Genomic DNA, 16,274 nt, shown 5'->3' on the forward strand with positions numbered 1-16,274 from the left:
TGGTGCCGGGCTTCCTCCACTTGGTACTGATCTTGGTGTTTCCACTGGTGCCGAGCTTCCTCCATTTGGTACTGATCTTGGTGTTTCCACTGGTGCCGGGCTACTTCCGCTTGGTACTGGTCTTGATGCTTCTACTGGTGCCGGACTACTTCCGCTTGGTACTGGTCTTGATGCTTCTACTGGTGCCGGACTACTTCCGCTTGGTACTGGTCTTGATGTTTGACTTCCTTCACTTGTTCCTTGTCTTACTGTTCCTGGTGTTTGATTTCCTTCATTTGCTCCTTGTCTTACGCCTCCTGGTGTTTGACTTCCTTCATTTGCTCCTTGTCTTACACCTCCTGGTGTTTGATTTCCTTCATTTGCTCCTTGTCTTACGCCTCCTGGTGTTTGATTTCCTTCATTTGCTCCTTGTCTTACACCTCCTGGTGTTTGATTTCCTTCATTTGCTCCTTGTCTTACGCCTCCTGGTGTTTGACTTCCTTCACTTGCTCCTTGTCTTACTGTTCCTGGTGTTTGACTTCCTTCACTTGCTCCCTGTTTTACTGTTCCTGGTGTTTGAACTCTTTCATTTGCTCCTTGCCTTACTGTTCCTGCCGTTTGATTTCCTTCACTTGTTCCCTGTCTTACTGTTCCTGGTGTTTGACTTCCTTCACTTGCTCCTTGCCTTACTGTTCCTGCCGTTTGACTTCCTTCACTTGCTCCTTGCCTTACTGTTCCTGCCGTTTGACTTCCTTCATTTGCTCCTTGTCTTACTGTTCCTGGTGTTTGATTTCTTTCATTTGCTCCATTTGCTTTTCCAGCTTCTTTCATTTCATCTTGAAGACTTGTTGTTCCCGATTCTTGCCCATTCGCTACCCCAGGGTTTTCGTTCCCTCCTTTTTTCATGTCTTCTTGAAGTGATGGCGTACCACCATTCTTTTTATCTTTTTCCTTATTTAAGTTACCTTTTTCTTTTTCCTTATTTGCTTCATCATTTCCATTTGATTTCTTCTCACCAGCTTTTTTCATTTGATCTTGCAACGAATCATTATTTTCAGACTCATTTCCATTTTTTAAGCCACTTATGAGACCAGCCATTCCACCTGTTGCCATCGCTGCCGCACTTGCTGTTTTAGCTGCTGCAACACCAGTTCCTTCTGCTGCACCTTTCGCTCCTTTTCCAATCATATTCCCGAGACTCTTTATAGGTTTTGAATTTGCGAGACTGCCAATTCCTTTACCAAGTGCGAAACCACCTACTAACATGCCCCAACTGCTTTTTAACCCAATATCTATACCAAATAATCTTTCTACGACTGACGGTCCATCTAGTACCGCCATACTAAATGCCGCTAATGCAATCAGATACGGTACACCATTTAATTTGTCATGGAGAAAAGCTGTTCCTATTAGGTATAGCTTCAAAGATAGGAATATCATAATCGTTGCTATAAATATATTGAGGATATTGGATAACACGGCTTTTAACTTTTGACCATTCGCAATATCGGCTGGTGCTAATATGTTGGCTAACAAATAGTTAAATGCCAATTCATAAAATAGTCTAGCTAACTTAATACTTACTAATAACAACGTTAATCCTGTTATCAGTAAAGTAAAGAATATATTCCAGAAATTCCAATGCCATCGGTAATACTTTTCTGGGAAGAAATCAAACCATCCATCTTTTAATTCAGCTAAAGATGCAACTCCCATCCCATCCATCACTCTTTTATTTTTTAAAATTTCCTGTCCATCATCTGATAACTTTTTATCCTTTGCAAATTCAAAATCTTTATCTATTTTTTCTGTAATATCTATCTGCCTGATGTTTTTTTCTGGAATATGATTCTTCGGATTCATGTCTTCTTTCTTTTTCCATTTATTTTCATCTATTACTGCAATATCCGTTATGTTCTTCTTAATAATTTCATCACTCAAAGAGCCTTTTTGTTCTGATTTTACAACCGCTATGGCGTCATCGGTGAACTTATCAACCTTTGTCATACCAGTACTTAATAAACAAAGTACACTCAATGTTATGAAAATATTGATGATAATTTGAGAACGATTCATTTGTTTGTTCATAATAAACATGTAGCCAATATATAAAAATGAAATGGCTAAAAGAACGACAAACAATGGATATAACATATCAACAAAATTTTGTATTTCCGGTGAATTAAAGAATCCTTTAATCCCTAGTATGGCATCTGTCACACCTTCTAAAGCATCTACAACTAAAGATAAGCCTACAATTAGGAACCATCCTAGCCAACGTAATACATAATTCACGATGTCTCCTACTTGAAGATAATCCGAGAACGCTTCTATAGTTTTTAAAATCTCTTCATCTTTCACAATTTACCCTCCTCTCATGCTTGCTATTGCCCTAATACTTCTTTTGCTGTCCAATTCACTCTCTCATTTAGTCTGTCGATACGAATAATCAATTTTCCTTTTTGCTCCTGATCTACTGAAAGGAAAAGAACCGCATCTTCTAGCCCAAGAATGACCTCATTTTCTTCTGTTACAAATGGCGAGTAACTATCTAAAATCAATTGCATTTTATCCGTGATTGTCGGTACACCCATTACCTCTTCCCCCTTTAAATTTGGATTCAAAAAAGCACTCAATTATTTGAGTGCTTTTCTAACTTGTTACTTGTTCTTTTTCTTCTAAATCACGCAAGATTCGATTAATCTTGTTTTCGACTGCTTGATAGACACTTTTGTCGATATGGTCATTGTGAGCTAACATTTGAAATTCACTGTAAAACTCGCCCATTTCTTGATTTTCAACTTCATCTATTGATTTACCTAATTGCGCTAAAAAGAACTTATCAACCAGTTTCAAAACTGCTAAATCAGATTCGAAAAATTCATTAACCGTTTTTTCTTTCCAGTTTTCAATGGAAAGGGAATCAAACGGGCTGTCTTCCTGCTGAAATGCCTCTTCCGGAATCTCTTCATCAATACCCATCATTGTTGGCTCTTCTACTGGCTGCGATGTCTCTACTGGTGGCAAATCTTCCTGTTCTGGTTCTGATGTTTTTTTCTCAATTTGTTCTGATTTTCTTTCTCCTAGAAAATCTACAATAAGTGATTTTGGATTTACATCATCATGTAGAGAATCAATATCTATATCTAAAATAGATTTATCTGTATCGAACTCTACTCCTAAGTACTCCCATCTGTATTTTAAGGCTGTTTCCCCCGTATTATAAATCGGGCGAGGTCTGATCCGTTTTCTGTTATTATCCTGACGTTTTATGACACGAATAACGGCACTTTCTCCTTCTTTAAAATTCATAAGTTCATTTGCTGTTAACAGTGGTCGTTGATCTAGACTTTCCGTTTTATTTTTATCAGTAGAAAGACCTTTTCCGCTTCGGGAAGATAGATTAATCGTCTGATTCCCTAGTTTTTTGGACACTTTCTCGGCGGTTTCTTGATCGTTAGTTAGAATGTAAATTGTATTCCCACAGTTTCCATCAATCGTATCTGCATCCTCACCATACTTATTTTTCAATTGTGCATATGCCTGGATTACAAGGTTAAAGCGAACATTTCTACCAAGACAAACCGTGATAATATTTGCCATTCCTTCAATACTCGGCATATTTCCAAACTCATCTAAGCAAAAAATCACTTCACGGTGACATTTCCCTCCACGAGCGAGGGATGCACCCTTTGCCAATATAAAATAAAGCTGCCTTACAAAAATAGAAGCAATCACATGATTTGAAGAATCAAAGTCTGGTGTAATCATAAAAATAGCGACTGGTTTATCGAAATAGTCCACTGTTATTACTTGTATATCTTCATTTTCTTCTACTACTTTAAATTCTGTATCACCTGTCTTTTCATCTATTTTCAGAATAGAAATAGATGTTTTCTTTTTCTTATTTCCTTTTTCATTAAATTGAATGGTATCCCCAACTTTTATTACTTTCTTAAAATCTAATGCAAAACGTCCCGTAATATCTGATTTGATAGACTCCTTTGAGCCATCCGGAAATACAATTTCTATTCGTTTTCTAGGTGTCACTTTTCCTTTTATTGTTTTTCCAAAACCGACACGTTTTAAATCCACACTATTTTTTGCGGTCATTTTAGCGATTTCATCAAATGTAAAAATAGATAACCCGTTCATTGTTTGTGTAAAAATACCACCTCTAGCTTGCCCTTTTGAGAAATTAGAAGTTGCATATTGCATTTTCGCAACACTGTCTGATGGTAAATTCTCAAAATATAAATCTAAAGCATTTTTCGGCGGTTCCTCTGGATCTATAATTATTTCTTTCGAACCAAGTTCCGATAGCATGTTAGCTACTGCATACATCGTTATTTTTTCTTCTGTTCCTTCTGCAATACATTTATCTGTTATGGCTAAAATCATGGCGTTACATAAGCTCATAGCGCAATCTTGCCAAAAAGGATCTTTAACACCTGGTTTATAATACAAAGTGTGTGAGAGTGTCTTACATAATGCCTGTGCCGTTGAATAATCTCCGTCTTTATAGGCATCTTTGACAAGCTGCAATAAGTTATAACTCATAGAATCAAGTGGAGTTAACAGGTTCAAAACTTCAATGTGATAGCCTCGTTCTTCCAGCGTTTCTTTTGATGCACTGAAGAGCTCCCCTTTTGGATCATTAAAAATTAGGGAGGGTTTATGTTCCGCTCTAGAATAGACATCAATTGTAGGAAATACAAAGGTTTCCCCTTTACCAGAGCGAGTTGTACCAATGATTAAATTATTTACCGGACTATCATCAATAAATACCTTGTCACCTAATCGGGAGATAACAACACCACCGCCACCTTTAAATGTTTCCTCTCGATCTGGTACAGCTCGGTACTGCTTTTTCAGCTCTTCAACTGTTGTAAAACGACTAGATCCTTTCTCATGATTATTTAAGTTTTTAAAGGAAGATTTCAATTTGTACACTGTTCTTGCTATAGTTCCAATCACTACAAGGAAAACAAGCATGTAGTAAATTGGATGTTCTGCAATTGGCATCTGAAAAAGAAATCCTACCTCCATATGGAATGGTTTAGGATGTAATAAATCACTAAATGTTGTTTCTATCAGCTCTAAAGATAAGTTGAGTAAAAAATTAGCGATCAAAAACATTCCAACAAACAAAAAAGCACTCAATGGAATGAGTACTTCTTTTTCAGCTAATTTATATTTGATTGATATCTTTTCACTATACATATCAAAGTATCACCTCTGTTCAATCCATCTTCAAATTAAAAAGGTACTCTTTTTATGAGTACCTTTTTGGCAAAATCAGTTGTTTTCTCTTTATTTACTCGCTACCATCTTTTCATTTTGTTTCAGAACTGGCTTTTCTTGATTCGTTGTTTTCTCTGGTTCTGTCGGCTTCTCTGGGTTTGTTGGCTTTTCCGGCTCTGTCGGTTTCTCTGGATTTGTTGGCTTTTCTGGATCTGTTGGTTTCTCTGGATTTGTTGGTTTTTCCGGTTCTGTTGGCTTCTCTGGATCTGTTGGTTTTTCTGGATCTGTCGGTTTTTCTGGATCTGTTGGTTTCTCCGGCTCTGTTGGCTTCTCTGGATCTGTTGGTTTCTCCGGCTCTGTTGGCTTCTCTGGATCTGTTGGTTTCTCCGGCTCTGTTGGTTTTTCCGGCTCTGTCGGTTTTTCTGGATCTGTTGGTTTCTCCGGCTCTGTTGGCTTCTCTGGATCTGTTGGTTTCTCCGGCTCTGTTGGTTTCTCCGGCTCTGTTGGTTTCTCCGGCTCTGTTGGTTTTTCCGGCTCTGTTGGTTTCTCCGGCTCTGTTGGTTTTTCTGGCTCTGTCGGTTTCTCTGGATTTGTTGGTTTCTCCGGTTCTGTTGGCTTCTCTGGGTTTGTTGGTTTCTCCGGTTCTGTTGGCTTCTCTGGGTTTGTTGGTTTCTCCGGTTCTGTTGGCTTCTCTGGATTTGTTGGTTTCTCCGGCTCTATTGGTGGTTTTGGTTTTTCTGTCCCTGTACTTTCCGTATTACCATTCTCACCCTCCGTTATAATTGGTAGGTTCACAATTGCATCTGGTTTCTTCTCTGGTGGAAGAATATCTCCTATACTCGCTACTGAAGAATCAATATTTTGATCGCCGAATGCAAAGTGATCTCCATTCACGGTGACTTGTGGCTTATTATCCGTAATAGCTGCAATCACATTATCTTTTGTTGTATCTTGAAGTGTTTTATCTGTTGTTTCTTTATCAAAGAGTGCTAGAACACGAGAATTGGTGTCATCCCCATTTTGAAGATTACTTACAATAGATTTTTCTTTAAAATTAATTTTTGATTTATCCAGCTCTTCGAGTACATAAGCAACTTCATTATCCTTACTTTGAATTGCATTCTCTGTAATTGCTTCGAAATCTTGTTTGTTCAGATCTTCTTTCTTTTCCTCCGGCTTATTCTTATCTACTTTTTTTGTAATAGCTGATTTACTTTTTGATGATTCCTTACTTCCAAACCAACTGCAACCTGTCGTACTTAATATCAATGAACCACCAAGAAAAACAATTCCCATTTTTTTGTACAGATTCTCATAATTTAAAGGCATGTTATTCTCTCCCCCTTAGATGTTCTGTAGATCTTTATCAATTTTTTCAATCTTAATTTTCTTTTCCTCTTCACTTATCGTAGATTGTTGAATATCACGTTTCTCTAATTCTTTGACCTCTTTCATTACGTTTTTATTTCCTTGCGTTTTGGCAAAAGAATAACAATCTTCATATTTTTTTAGATTTACAAAAGCTTCAACAATGAGTTTTTCACGTCTACCGTCCATATTGACTTTCCCTTTAAGCTTAATTACCTCCTCATATTTCTTATTAAGTGCTGCTTTTTCAAAGTCGATTACATCATTTTTGACATCAATTTCATTGATTTTATTCATGTTGTCTATCCCAATAAAATAAGCAACCACACTTTCTGCAAATTTCGGCTCATATTGTAATGCCTTATTTGCCTTTCCATTTAATAAATAAGTAAATAAAACTGCCTTCTGACTATCTTTATCTAATTCTGTGTAATTGACCTTATCGAAGTATTTAACGGCTTCTCCATACTGTTGAATGGCTGCCTGTTGTAATCCTTTTACTACATATTGTTCAGAACCAGCATTTGCACTCGAAACTGGCTCGGAAGAGAATAACTTAAAGGCAAATATGGCACCAGCTCCAATTAACACCATGCTTCCTATGACACTCGCAATAATCTTAAATCCTTTTCTATTTTCCTTTCCAGGCTTTACTTGTTGCTCTATTTCATTCGATGGACTATAAGAGGCTTCTTCCTTTTTTACTGGTAACGCTTCTTGATATTCATATTCTTCATGAAAAGGAGAATCATTGATTTCCCTTTCTAACGTTTCTAACAACTCCTTTTTTTGTTCCTCTTGTTCCGGATCTAATTGCATCACATTCATTTTTTTAGAAATGTGATCAAAAATGTGATCTGCATATCTCGAACCAAGCGATAACGTACCGTTATAAATTTCATTAGAATGACCATCTAACAAATCAAAATCAATATGTTCTTGCCGCCCTTCCTCTCTATAAACTCGTTCTAATCGCTTCGTTAAGATATAAGCTTCATGAAACGAATATTGCTTACCCGACTCAATTTCAGTTCCATTGCTACTCTTAAAAATGACAAACATGGCTTCTCCTTTCTCTCATTTACTTTAAATTCCATGAAAAAAGGCAACAAAAAAAGCCATACCCTTTGCATAGCCTCCTCATTGCCTTAATTATATTTTTTCACTATTTCATCCAGAAAAACGGGAATAAGATTTGACCAAATTTTACATTGCTATTTACGCTCTCCGCTAAGTATTGGCATCCCATTACGATAACAAGTCCGGCTGCCCCGCCAAGAAACCACCATATACATTTATGTCTTCCTCGTTCACCGCCCCAAATTAGTAGATAAGCGCCCCAGCAAAATACAATCGCTGTACTAACCATTGCCCCTCTTTGCATCCATGCAATAAAAGAATTCCCTGTATTAATTAGACCATCCATCGCATCACCTAACACTAACATTTGAGATAATGTTTCCAACATTGACATATACATTCACTCCCTTTTCATTTTTAAGTGCTTATACGTTACTAAGCTGACTTGATTCATTCGCCTTGCTGTCTTCTTTCACTTCTGTAGGTATTGCCTTATAAGCTTGTAAAGCTTTCATTACTAAATCTTGATTTTCTTCAATGTATTTCTGATGATGTAAATGAAGCCAATGGTTATAATCCTGACCATTGGCTCTTAATAAATTTGCTACCATATCTTTTTCTTTTTTTAATTCCCTCTGTGTAATCGCCACTATATCACCACCTTTCAATGATTATGTGATTACTTCTGATATTGCTCTTTGCAATTTTGAACAAAATAGCTAACTTCTTTTTCAAGTTCTGACTCTTTAAATGTGGAAAAATCAATATCTTTTTTCAATTTTCCTTTTTCATAATAAGCCAGGGAATCTCTTCTTTGTGATAATCCCCAATCATAAGGGTTGCTTGAACCTGGTACATCTTCACGCTTTTCATTCAATTCTTGTATCTGAACTTTTTCTTGCTGCGCTGCCTTTTTTATAATATGAAGCCAATTCTCTCTTTTCTTCTTAGTGGAATTTAGCATAACAAAACCTGTGCCATCCTCACTCATGAACTTCTTCATTTCTAACGGACTAAGTTCCATTACTTCCCCTTTTCCCGAACTAAAGACAAATGTTGAACCAATACCAATTGCAATTAACAGTCCAACAACAGCGGAAATGATCCACCCTTTACGACTCATGCATGTTCCTCCCTATGTCATAGTTTTATAAGCGATTTTGAAGTGTGATGAGACACGTTTAAACTCCAACATCTGTCTTTATTTTATAACATTTAAAGGAAAGTGGGATAGAAAATGGAAATATCATTTATGGCTGGAATGACGAACCCTGTATTGGCATGCGTATAGAGACTAATCCCGACCTAGCTTCTATATGCCCAATACCGCACTACGTATTTTGGCGTGAACGTAGAACCTTATGTATCTACTGTTGTGATGTTCCTCGCTTCTTCAGAATGTCAAAATGGGATATTCCTCACGATTACTAACACAAACAGGTCTTTGATACAACGCATTTCCCAGTGGTCACAGATGAGTTTTACGATCTTACTCACCCAACGATAACCGTATACCTAACCCTTCTAGTGACCTTTCGAAGGGAGGCACGCATATATATTGAAAGCCGTATACTATCCTTCTACAACATTACTGAAAGGAAAAGATACGCAATATATATTTAAATTGTCAAAGAGCAACTTACTTTGTGCTATGTTCTCAGCACACTTCAAAATCGCTTTTTTTATTTACACTTTTGTTTGACAGCTACTAATTCCGCATGTTTATTTTTTCGTTTAGCAATTAAGTTTTGATGCTCATCTCTTACCGAGCGCACTTGATAATAAATTTGAGCTACCTTTTCGATGCTTCCTGTGCTATTTTCAATTGCGATGGTACCTTTCAGTTCGTATGTTTTTCCATCAAAAGTTTTAACGCTATGAGCTTGTGATGCCGCAATATCATAAAATGTGAGTCTTTTTTCTTTTCCCATATGAACGCCTCCTATTTTTGATAAAGAAGGGAGAATAACGCTTCTCCCTTGTCTAGTTTTCTAGCCATCTAGATAGGATGAAATAGTGAACGAGTGCTTCATATCATGCTAGGATTGTTGTGTTATACGAGGTTATGATGCGTTGCGCTGCTTCTTTTCCGTATATGTGTTGTAATGCGGATTGAGATTCAACTACGATTGAATGCTGAATGTGGTATGTTGCGCTTTCTTTTAAAAACTGCTCCATATGAGGGATTGGGTACAAATCATATTGATGAAATACCAGGTGAATCGGTCTTATATTCTTGCATTCTGTTAGATATTGAAGAAAATTTGATAATGCTTCTCCTCTCTCTTGATACGTACTCGTTTCCGTTTCTACACTGATGTACACAACGGATTTTTGTTTTAGATCCATTTGTAGTGTTCCATAACCAGTTAGTAAATCATGTTTAATGATTTGATATCCTTGTTTTCGTTTTTCTTGATGGGTATCTTCATAAAAGATGCCTTTCGGATCAAAAATGAAAATAAAATCATCTGTTGTTTTCTTCACACCTTCTATGACCGTTTTATAAGTTCCAAAACGAGCTTTTATTACACCTGCAACCTTTTCCCCTTCATTCAGTTCTTTCAACGCTCTAATCACCTTTGTATACTTCTTAGCTACGCCTAACATGTATTGCACTCCTTTCTATTTCATTTCCCTCTTCTGACTACTACTGAAACCAAAAATACTCTTTTTGTTCCTCTTGCTTTTCACGTTGATGTTTTTCGAGAATGTATAGCAAAGTGATAGTTATCGCATCCCTTGTTTCTTTTGAATAAAGACCTAGCTCATGGAAGATATGATAAGCTGGATGCTCATTCTCGAGCGAATTTACTACTTCTACCAAGTTCGCTTCACTCTCATATATTTTTTCCGTGAATTCAATAACTTTTTTCACATCTAGGTAATATAGGTTTTTATGCCGTTGATCCAGATACAAAATACTTCCTGCCAATAATTTTGTAGCGGATTCTATCCAATAATCATGTTGCTTTAATGGCTTAATTACAGTTTGAGCGATTGAAATTGCTTGCATCAATTCTTCAGGTAACCAAGCACTCTTGCGCTGCATAACGTCTTCCCCAGGTTTCCCTAAATTTTTCAGTTTACCGACGTAGATTTCTGGCATTTCATTTCATCTCCCTCTCGGTTTCTTATATCTTGCTCCCTATCCAAAAAACAACTGTCCAAATGGGAGTTACGAGTATGCATGCATTTCGAAATCCAATAGCAAACCCTAACGGATTTTCATCTACTTCACTAAAATGAGCTTCATATTCTTTCATATCATGATTGAGCTTTCTTACGGTTTCTTACTGCAAATACAGCTCCAATTAAGCCAAGTACGACACATGCAAGACCAATCCATTTTATGTATGGATTTTCAGCTTTACCGCCTGTTGTTGGAAGATACGTTTCGATTTTCTTTGGTGTTTGTTCTAGTTGTGGTTTCATAACAATCTGTTGTGGTTTCTCTAGTTGTGGAATGACAGGTTTTTCGGTTACTTTTGGTTGTTCCGGTACCTGCGGTTGTGGTGCTTCTGGTTGCTCTGGCTTTTGTGGTATTTCTGGTTTTTGTGGTTGTTCTGGCTGTTCTGGTTTTGGTGTCTCTGGTGTAGGTGGTGTCGGTTTCTTCTGATCCTTCACCGTGTGCTTAATAATTTGACCATCCTCTTTAATTTCAAAAGAGAATATTTCTTCATTCAGTAAATAGCCGTCTGGTGCGAATGTTTCTTTATACGTGTACTTTCCATATGAAAGCTTGAATTTTGCAATGCCGTTTTCATCCGTTTTGCCTTTTGCAACTTCTTTTCCTTGTTCGTTAAAGATAGTAAATTCAGCGTTAGGAAGTTTATTGTTGCCATCCGCAATATCCACCTTGCTAATCTCCAATTCTCCTATGATGTGCTTATTTTTCGCTGTTAGCATGATTGTCTTTCCTTGTTCCGAGATACTAAAAGGAATAGATTCTTTCGTTAAAACATAGCCAGTTGGTGCCTGCTTCTCAACAAATGAGTATGCTCCAAATGGTAAGTCTTTCACTTCAATCAAACCGTTTTTATCACTTTTGTGCTCACTTATTTTCTTCCCTTTACTATCTTGAAGAACGAACACTGCACCTTCTAATTTTTTATCTGGATTCTCTCCATCTACTTTTAGAAGTTGCACGTTTCCTGTTACTTCTTTATTTTCGACTGTGAATGTTAGCGTCTTTCCTTGCTCTTTAATCTCGAATGGATATTTAGTTTGATTCAGAAGATATCCTTCTACCCCTTTTGTCTCAACAAAATAATACTTTCCATACGGAAGATCCTTCACTTGTGCAATCCCTTGCTCGTTTGTAGTTGTTTTTGTGATTTCTTTTCCCTCTGCTGTATACACTGTGAACTCTACTTTTGGAAGTATTTTTCCACTGTCACTTAATTTCTTAATCTCGATGTTTCCTTTTACCTTCGTATTTTGTACTGTAATTGTTGCAACCTCACCTGTTTTAACTTCAATTTGTTGTGGCTGTTCATTCATTACATAACCAGTAGGTGATTTTACCTCTTTAAGAGTATAAGTTCCGATTTCTAAATCAGAAAGGCTAGCAATTCCTTGTTCATTTGTTGTAATAGTACCAACCTTTTCATTCATACTATTAAACACATCAAATACGGCACCTTGTAATACCTCTTTTTGTTCTCCTACTTTAATAACTTCTATTTGACCTACTGACTTCCAATTCATATTTAAATCTGCACTTACTTTTTCTTCATTACGCTCTAATAGAACGGTAGCATCTTGAATTTTATCAGTTCCTTTGTAAGCAACTGCATGTAAATAGACTAGGTTAGAAGTGATTTTTAAGGAAAGGTTTCCTGTATTAGAGGATTTCGGAACCAAAATACGGAATTTCTCTCCTAATTGGAATTGTTCTTTCATTTCTCCATTCTCAGTAACAATTTTTGTACCATTCGGTGCATTTGTAAGGTTTACAGTGAATACACCATTTTTAGCGTTACTTTCTACTTGGTACAAACTCGTTTCAAAGTACTCACCATTAAGTTTTGCTTCTTGATTATTAGTTGGAATTACATTCATGTAAGTTTCTTGTGTTTCATTACTATGATCCGCCGCATAAATAATTTCCTTAGCTGCCTTTTCGACATTAGCATTACGATGCTCAAGCTCCGAAATAGATAATTGTCCTAATGCATTCCAAACCGCTAATTGCGTTGCATAATGAGCTTCCTTCCAATTCGAAACACCTAATTCTTGTGGGGATTTCTGTGGGTATCCATTCATTAAAACTCTATATACCACATTATCTGTTCGCCCTACTTCTGGAAGATCCTCACCATTCGGTGAACGTAGTCCATATGTAAGACAGTACGCAATTTGCCCATTAGAATTTTTGAGGAGTTCCGTTCTAACATCTTTCCCGTATTGATGGCTATAACTCCAATCCATTTTATATTGCTCACGCTGAATTACTTCAGCACTTACCTTAGTAAACGGAAATAGGAAGTTTAATGCTACAAGAAGCGTACTCATTGTAATGAGTAGCATTTGATACGAACGTTTCAACATGACTAACAGCTCCCTCATATAATATGCAGTTTTCAAAGATCAGTAAAAACTCAATTTTCAGTTTTATTAACTTAAAAAATACTAATTAATTTATCCTTTTTCTGTATTGTTCATTTACAATATAGATGTATAATTATTGTTTAACGAGTAAATGAAATTTGTTTCATTCTAATCTTGCTCGATAGTACGTAGCAAAAAACAGTTTTTCAATTGGTTCATTGAAAATATCGGCAAGAACCTTCGCTCTATTTTCAATAACTCCTTTTGTACCAGTTTCAATGTGATACAGAGTTTTCACGGGTATTTCAGAAGCCTCCGACAGCTCTTGAATTGTTAACCCTCTTGATTCTCTAATATTTCGTATAACAGTCAATTTCTCACCCCCTTAATTACATTCTATTCTCCTTAAAGTAGAGTGTCAATCCTTTCGGGAAGCTTTTTTATCCCAATGGTGAATTTTTTTCACCTACGAAGCAATTTTATATCCCGAAGGTGAATATATCGATTGGAGTGAAATAAATGATACAGAATTATTTCGGGGAAAATGTTAGAATTCTAAGAACACTTAAAGGATTAAATATGAAGGAACTTGGTGATGTTTTAGGAGTCGCTAGTAGTACTATTTCCAACTGGGAAAATAACAGGAAAGAACCAAGTTTTGAAATGCTCCAAAAGATCTCCATTTATTTTAATGTAAGTACTGATCGACTCCTAAATCATAAAATTGGTGATAGTGAAGCTCTTACAACGGAAGATCGAAAATTAATTGTAGAACGTTTAGCCCAAGATTTGTACGAAAGTTATAAAAGTATTCCGGATAAAGATAAACCACTATTAGAAAATGAATTGATTGAGTATGCAAAATATTTAACGCATAGAATTGAGACTAAAAATAAACTAAAAGATAGCTGAATTCCATTATTCTTCTTGGAAGTTTCCAATTAACAGTAATAATTCACGATAAGTTTCTAAAATTTGATTATCCTGGTCAATCATTTCATTAAACCATTCTTGATTAAGATTCATTTTGTAATCCTCCCATATTTACGTGAATTTTTTATATTTTCATGTGTTAGTGGCACGAAATTTTTATGCTTTTAAATAATGAACCATCATTATAAAGTACGAAAGACGCTACTTTTTAGTAGCGTCTTTCTTGCTTAAACGGCTTAACCACCACCGGGGTCGACCATTCTTTGCATAACATATTTATTTGTATCTTGCACTTTTGCATGTTGTGAATCTGGTGTTTCTAATTGAAAAAACGATGTCAATAGCATTACGGTATATAACGTAACCGCTAAAAATTTATTCACTTGACTTCACCTCTTCTTTTAATAGCTCTTTCTTGACGTATTGCGAATAAAATATATTACCTGTCAATTCGAAAGATTCTAAAGATTCTTTTAATCCTATTATATCATTATTTACTTTCGAAAACGAATACTGTTGAAAAGCCGTGAATTTTTTTCCATCTTTTCTCAGTTCTTCATATAGCTTAATTCCTGTTTCCCAATCACCATGCATACATTCAAAAAAAGCTTTCTCAGATAAATGAATAAGATCAAATCTTATCTCATCCAAATTAACACCATTTTCTATATATAAATGTGCTAGTGTCGTATGAAACGCTACATATTTTTGTGTTTTTTGTGGAACTTGAATACTTTCACAAAGAGAAATAGCTTTCTTAATATACTTCTCAGCTGTAGATGAGCATTCAAATGTAAAACTTTCTCCTAAACAACACCAAGCTGTAGCTTTGATAATAGAAATATCTAATTCAGAATCCAGAATTTCATAACATGTATTGCGACATCTTTCTAAGTCATTTCTCATTAAATATATATAAGCCAATCGTTCTTTATATTTCATTTCCAAGCATTGCTTAACGTACTCTTGTTTTACTTCTTGTAAAATAACATCTGTACGATCAGCATAAGGGATAACAGCATTATAATTTTGCTTATCATACATAGCTTCCATATATAAAATGTTTAAGGCTGCTTGGCACACCGTATCTGAAGAGAAATCTTTAACATACATCTCATCCAGTAGTTGCTGACCTCTTGCTATGTTTTGATTTCTTTTATTCTGTATTTTATAAACCGCTATGTATTTCTTTAATCCCTTTGTATCCGCATGCTTTTCTATAATATCTGCTATTAATTTGTATTCTCCCATTGCTTGGCAATAGCATAATGCCTTTTGTACATTTAATGGTGTTTTACAATGAAGAATATATTCATGAATAATTTTTGTTTGCTCTTCCGAACTATCACAAATGGCTTGAACTAACTTTAAGAAAATCTCAAATTTAAATTCTTCTGTTTTACATTGAAGTCCGTTATCAATTGTTGTTTTACTTGTTCCAATTTCCTTTGCTAGTTGTCTACTACTTATTTTCTTTTTAGTTTTAATTTCCGACAATTTCCCCATTAAATTCTCCAATGTAAAGCCCCCTTCCAAGCACAAGACACATCACCCAATATAAATTATTAAAAAGACGTTTTAATCTATAGTGTAGTATTTTGATATATTCTTGGAGGTTAGTAATTAACTTTTATAATCGGGTAATCAAAACTTGTCATTATATTATATAACTTAATATTTTTCTCATAAATTGTATAATTAGAAATATTTTAACACGAAGGTCTTATAGTTATGTGTAAAGTGCCCATTATAAAAATTTTATATTTATTTATCAGAAAATTCAAAACCTTATAAGGAAATACAAGCTTTTAAATTCAGATATGTTTTTAGAGTGAATAAATTTACATGTTTTTTACAGATGGGATAACAAAGGCTACTTGAGGGGATTGATATTATTTTAATAACAATATAAGATAAAAAGAAAGATTGTATTTTGAAGCGAAAATGATTTTTTAAAATATGTAGACATAAAAAAAACCCCACTATACTCAGTTTTAAATTGGTCTCTAGTTTGGCGACATGAACCAATTTAAAACTCCTAGAATAGCAAGGGTCTTGTTTAACATTTTTAATGTTCACTTATGACGATAATTATAACATAAAGTGAATTTAATGTG

At 35.5% G+C, this 16,274-nt stretch carries 16 protein-coding genes; 1 reads left to right on the forward strand and 15 read right to left on the reverse strand.

Annotated features, from left to right (window positions below; all coding sequences use genetic code 11):
- The 13 genes from ACTFR3_RS27640 to ACTFR3_RS27700 form a co-directional block, all read right to left on the reverse strand.
- Positions 1 to 2,340 (reverse strand): pLS20_p028 family conjugation system transmembrane protein (locus ACTFR3_RS27640; RefSeq protein WP_440045032.1); only part of this gene is annotated, 2,340 nt, incomplete at its 3' end.
- A gap of 23 nt (positions 2,341 to 2,363) precedes the next feature.
- On the reverse strand, positions 2,364 to 2,573 hold the full coding sequence (locus tag ACTFR3_RS27645; protein ID WP_057526733.1) for a hypothetical protein: 210 nt from the start codon (positions 2,571 to 2,573) through the stop codon (positions 2,364 to 2,366).
- Between the two features lie 58 nt (positions 2,574 to 2,631).
- Positions 2,632 to 5,202 carry a VirD4-like conjugal transfer protein, CD1115 family gene (locus ACTFR3_RS27650; protein ID WP_440045034.1) on the reverse strand — a complete coding sequence of 857 codons (2,571 nt, stop codon included), beginning with the start codon at positions 5,200 to 5,202 and terminating at the stop codon, positions 2,632 to 2,634.
- Between the two features lie 90 nt (positions 5,203 to 5,292).
- Positions 5,293 to 6,552, reverse strand: coding sequence for a hypothetical protein (locus ACTFR3_RS27655; RefSeq protein WP_440045035.1), 1,260 nt, complete (start codon positions 6,550 to 6,552; stop codon positions 5,293 to 5,295).
- 15 nt (positions 6,553 to 6,567) lie between these two features.
- A complete protein-coding gene (locus tag ACTFR3_RS27660; RefSeq protein ID WP_440045036.1) occupies positions 6,568 to 7,653 on the reverse strand; it encodes a hypothetical protein in 1,086 nt (361 codons plus the stop codon).
- Positions 7,654 to 7,756: 103 nt separating this feature from the next.
- Positions 7,757 to 8,065: a hypothetical protein gene (locus ACTFR3_RS27665; RefSeq protein WP_000062187.1), complete on the reverse strand. Its 309-nt coding sequence runs from the start codon at positions 8,063 to 8,065 to the stop codon at positions 7,757 to 7,759.
- 31 nt (positions 8,066 to 8,096) lie between these two features.
- Positions 8,097 to 8,321, reverse strand: coding sequence for a hypothetical protein (locus ACTFR3_RS27670; protein WP_440045038.1), 225 nt, complete (start codon positions 8,319 to 8,321; stop codon positions 8,097 to 8,099).
- Positions 8,322 to 8,350: 29 nt separating this feature from the next.
- Positions 8,351 to 8,794 (reverse strand): hypothetical protein, encoded by a 444-nt coding sequence (locus ACTFR3_RS27675; RefSeq protein ID WP_440045039.1) that lies wholly within the window; start codon positions 8,792 to 8,794, stop codon positions 8,351 to 8,353.
- A gap of 559 nt (positions 8,795 to 9,353) precedes the next feature.
- A complete protein-coding gene (locus ACTFR3_RS27680; protein WP_000514061.1) occupies positions 9,354 to 9,602 on the reverse strand; it encodes a hypothetical protein in 249 nt (82 codons plus the stop codon).
- A 103-nt stretch (positions 9,603 to 9,705) separates the two neighbouring features.
- Positions 9,706 to 10,281, reverse strand: coding sequence for a hypothetical protein (locus tag ACTFR3_RS27685; RefSeq protein ID WP_440045040.1), 576 nt, complete (start codon positions 10,279 to 10,281; stop codon positions 9,706 to 9,708).
- A gap of 40 nt (positions 10,282 to 10,321) precedes the next feature.
- Positions 10,322 to 10,780: a TRAG family protein gene (locus tag ACTFR3_RS27690; protein ID WP_440045041.1), complete on the reverse strand. Its 459-nt coding sequence runs from the start codon at positions 10,778 to 10,780 to the stop codon at positions 10,322 to 10,324.
- A 158-nt stretch (positions 10,781 to 10,938) separates the two neighbouring features.
- A complete protein-coding gene (locus ACTFR3_RS27695; protein WP_440045042.1) occupies positions 10,939 to 13,224 on the reverse strand; it encodes a SpaA isopeptide-forming pilin-related protein in 2,286 nt (761 codons plus the stop codon).
- Between the two features lie 163 nt (positions 13,225 to 13,387).
- The gene (locus ACTFR3_RS27700) at positions 13,388 to 13,597 is read right to left on the reverse strand and encodes a helix-turn-helix transcriptional regulator (RefSeq protein ID WP_440045043.1); all 210 of its coding nucleotides are present in this window, start codon (positions 13,595 to 13,597) and stop codon (positions 13,388 to 13,390) included.
- Between the two features lie 146 nt (positions 13,598 to 13,743).
- Here ACTFR3_RS27700 and ACTFR3_RS27705 point away from each other — a divergent pair, with 146 nt between their 5' ends.
- Positions 13,744 to 14,136, forward strand: coding sequence for a helix-turn-helix domain-containing protein (locus tag ACTFR3_RS27705; RefSeq protein ID WP_012263735.1), 393 nt, complete (start codon positions 13,744 to 13,746; stop codon positions 14,134 to 14,136).
- Between the two features lie 257 nt (positions 14,137 to 14,393).
- Here ACTFR3_RS27705 and ACTFR3_RS27710 read toward each other — a convergent pair whose 3' ends face one another.
- Together ACTFR3_RS27710 and ACTFR3_RS27715 are read right to left on the reverse strand one after the other, a co-directional pair.
- The gene (locus ACTFR3_RS27710) at positions 14,394 to 14,540 is read right to left on the reverse strand and encodes a hypothetical protein (protein ID WP_001031951.1); all 147 of its coding nucleotides are present in this window, start codon (positions 14,538 to 14,540) and stop codon (positions 14,394 to 14,396) included.
- Entirely contained in the window at positions 14,533 to 15,663 is a 1,131-nt protein-coding gene (locus ACTFR3_RS27715) for an AimR family lysis-lysogeny pheromone receptor (protein ID WP_440045073.1), read from the reverse strand. Before ACTFR3_RS27715 ends, ACTFR3_RS27710 begins: the two co-directional genes overlap by 8 nt.
- Positions 15,664 to 16,274 lie beyond the last annotated feature (611 nt).

The organism is Bacillus cereus group sp. MYBK14-1, from assembly GCF_051916885.1.
Classification (GTDB): Bacteria; Bacillota; Bacilli; order Bacillales; family Bacillaceae_G; genus Bacillus_A; species Bacillus_A cereus.

Coding starts and splice junctions, on each gene's coding strand:
- ACTFR3_RS27645 (WP_057526733.1), bottom strand. CDS start 2,573: ATGGGTGTACCGACAATCACGGATAAAATGCAATTGATTTTAGATAGT.
- ACTFR3_RS27650 (WP_440045034.1), bottom strand. CDS start 5,202: ATGTATAGTGAAAAGATATCAATCAAATATAAATTAGCTGAAAAAGAA.
- ACTFR3_RS27655 (WP_440045035.1), bottom strand. CDS start 6,552: ATGCCTTTAAATTATGAGAATCTGTACAAAAAAATGGGAATTGTTTTT.
- ACTFR3_RS27660 (WP_440045036.1), bottom strand. CDS start 7,653: ATGTTTGTCATTTTTAAGAGTAGCAATGGAACTGAAATTGAGTCGGGT.
- ACTFR3_RS27665 (WP_000062187.1), bottom strand. CDS start 8,065: ATGTCAATGTTGGAAACATTATCTCAAATGTTAGTGTTAGGTGATGCG.
- ACTFR3_RS27675 (WP_440045039.1), bottom strand. CDS start 8,794: ATGAGTCGTAAAGGGTGGATCATTTCCGCTGTTGTTGGACTGTTAATT.
- ACTFR3_RS27680 (WP_000514061.1), bottom strand. CDS start 9,602: ATGGGAAAAGAAAAAAGACTCACATTTTATGATATTGCGGCATCACAA.
- ACTFR3_RS27685 (WP_440045040.1), bottom strand. CDS start 10,281: ATGTTAGGCGTAGCTAAGAAGTATACAAAGGTGATTAGAGCGTTGAAA.
- ACTFR3_RS27690 (WP_440045041.1), bottom strand. CDS start 10,780: ATGCCAGAAATCTACGTCGGTAAACTGAAAAATTTAGGGAAACCTGGG.
- ACTFR3_RS27695 (WP_440045042.1), bottom strand. CDS start 13,224: ATGTTGAAACGTTCGTATCAAATGCTACTCATTACAATGAGTACGCTT.
- ACTFR3_RS27705 (WP_012263735.1), top strand. CDS start 13,744: ATGATACAGAATTATTTCGGGGAAAATGTTAGAATTCTAAGAACACTT.
- ACTFR3_RS27715 (WP_440045073.1), bottom strand. CDS start 15,663: ATGGGGAAATTGTCGGAAATTAAAACTAAAAAGAAAATAAGTAGTAGA.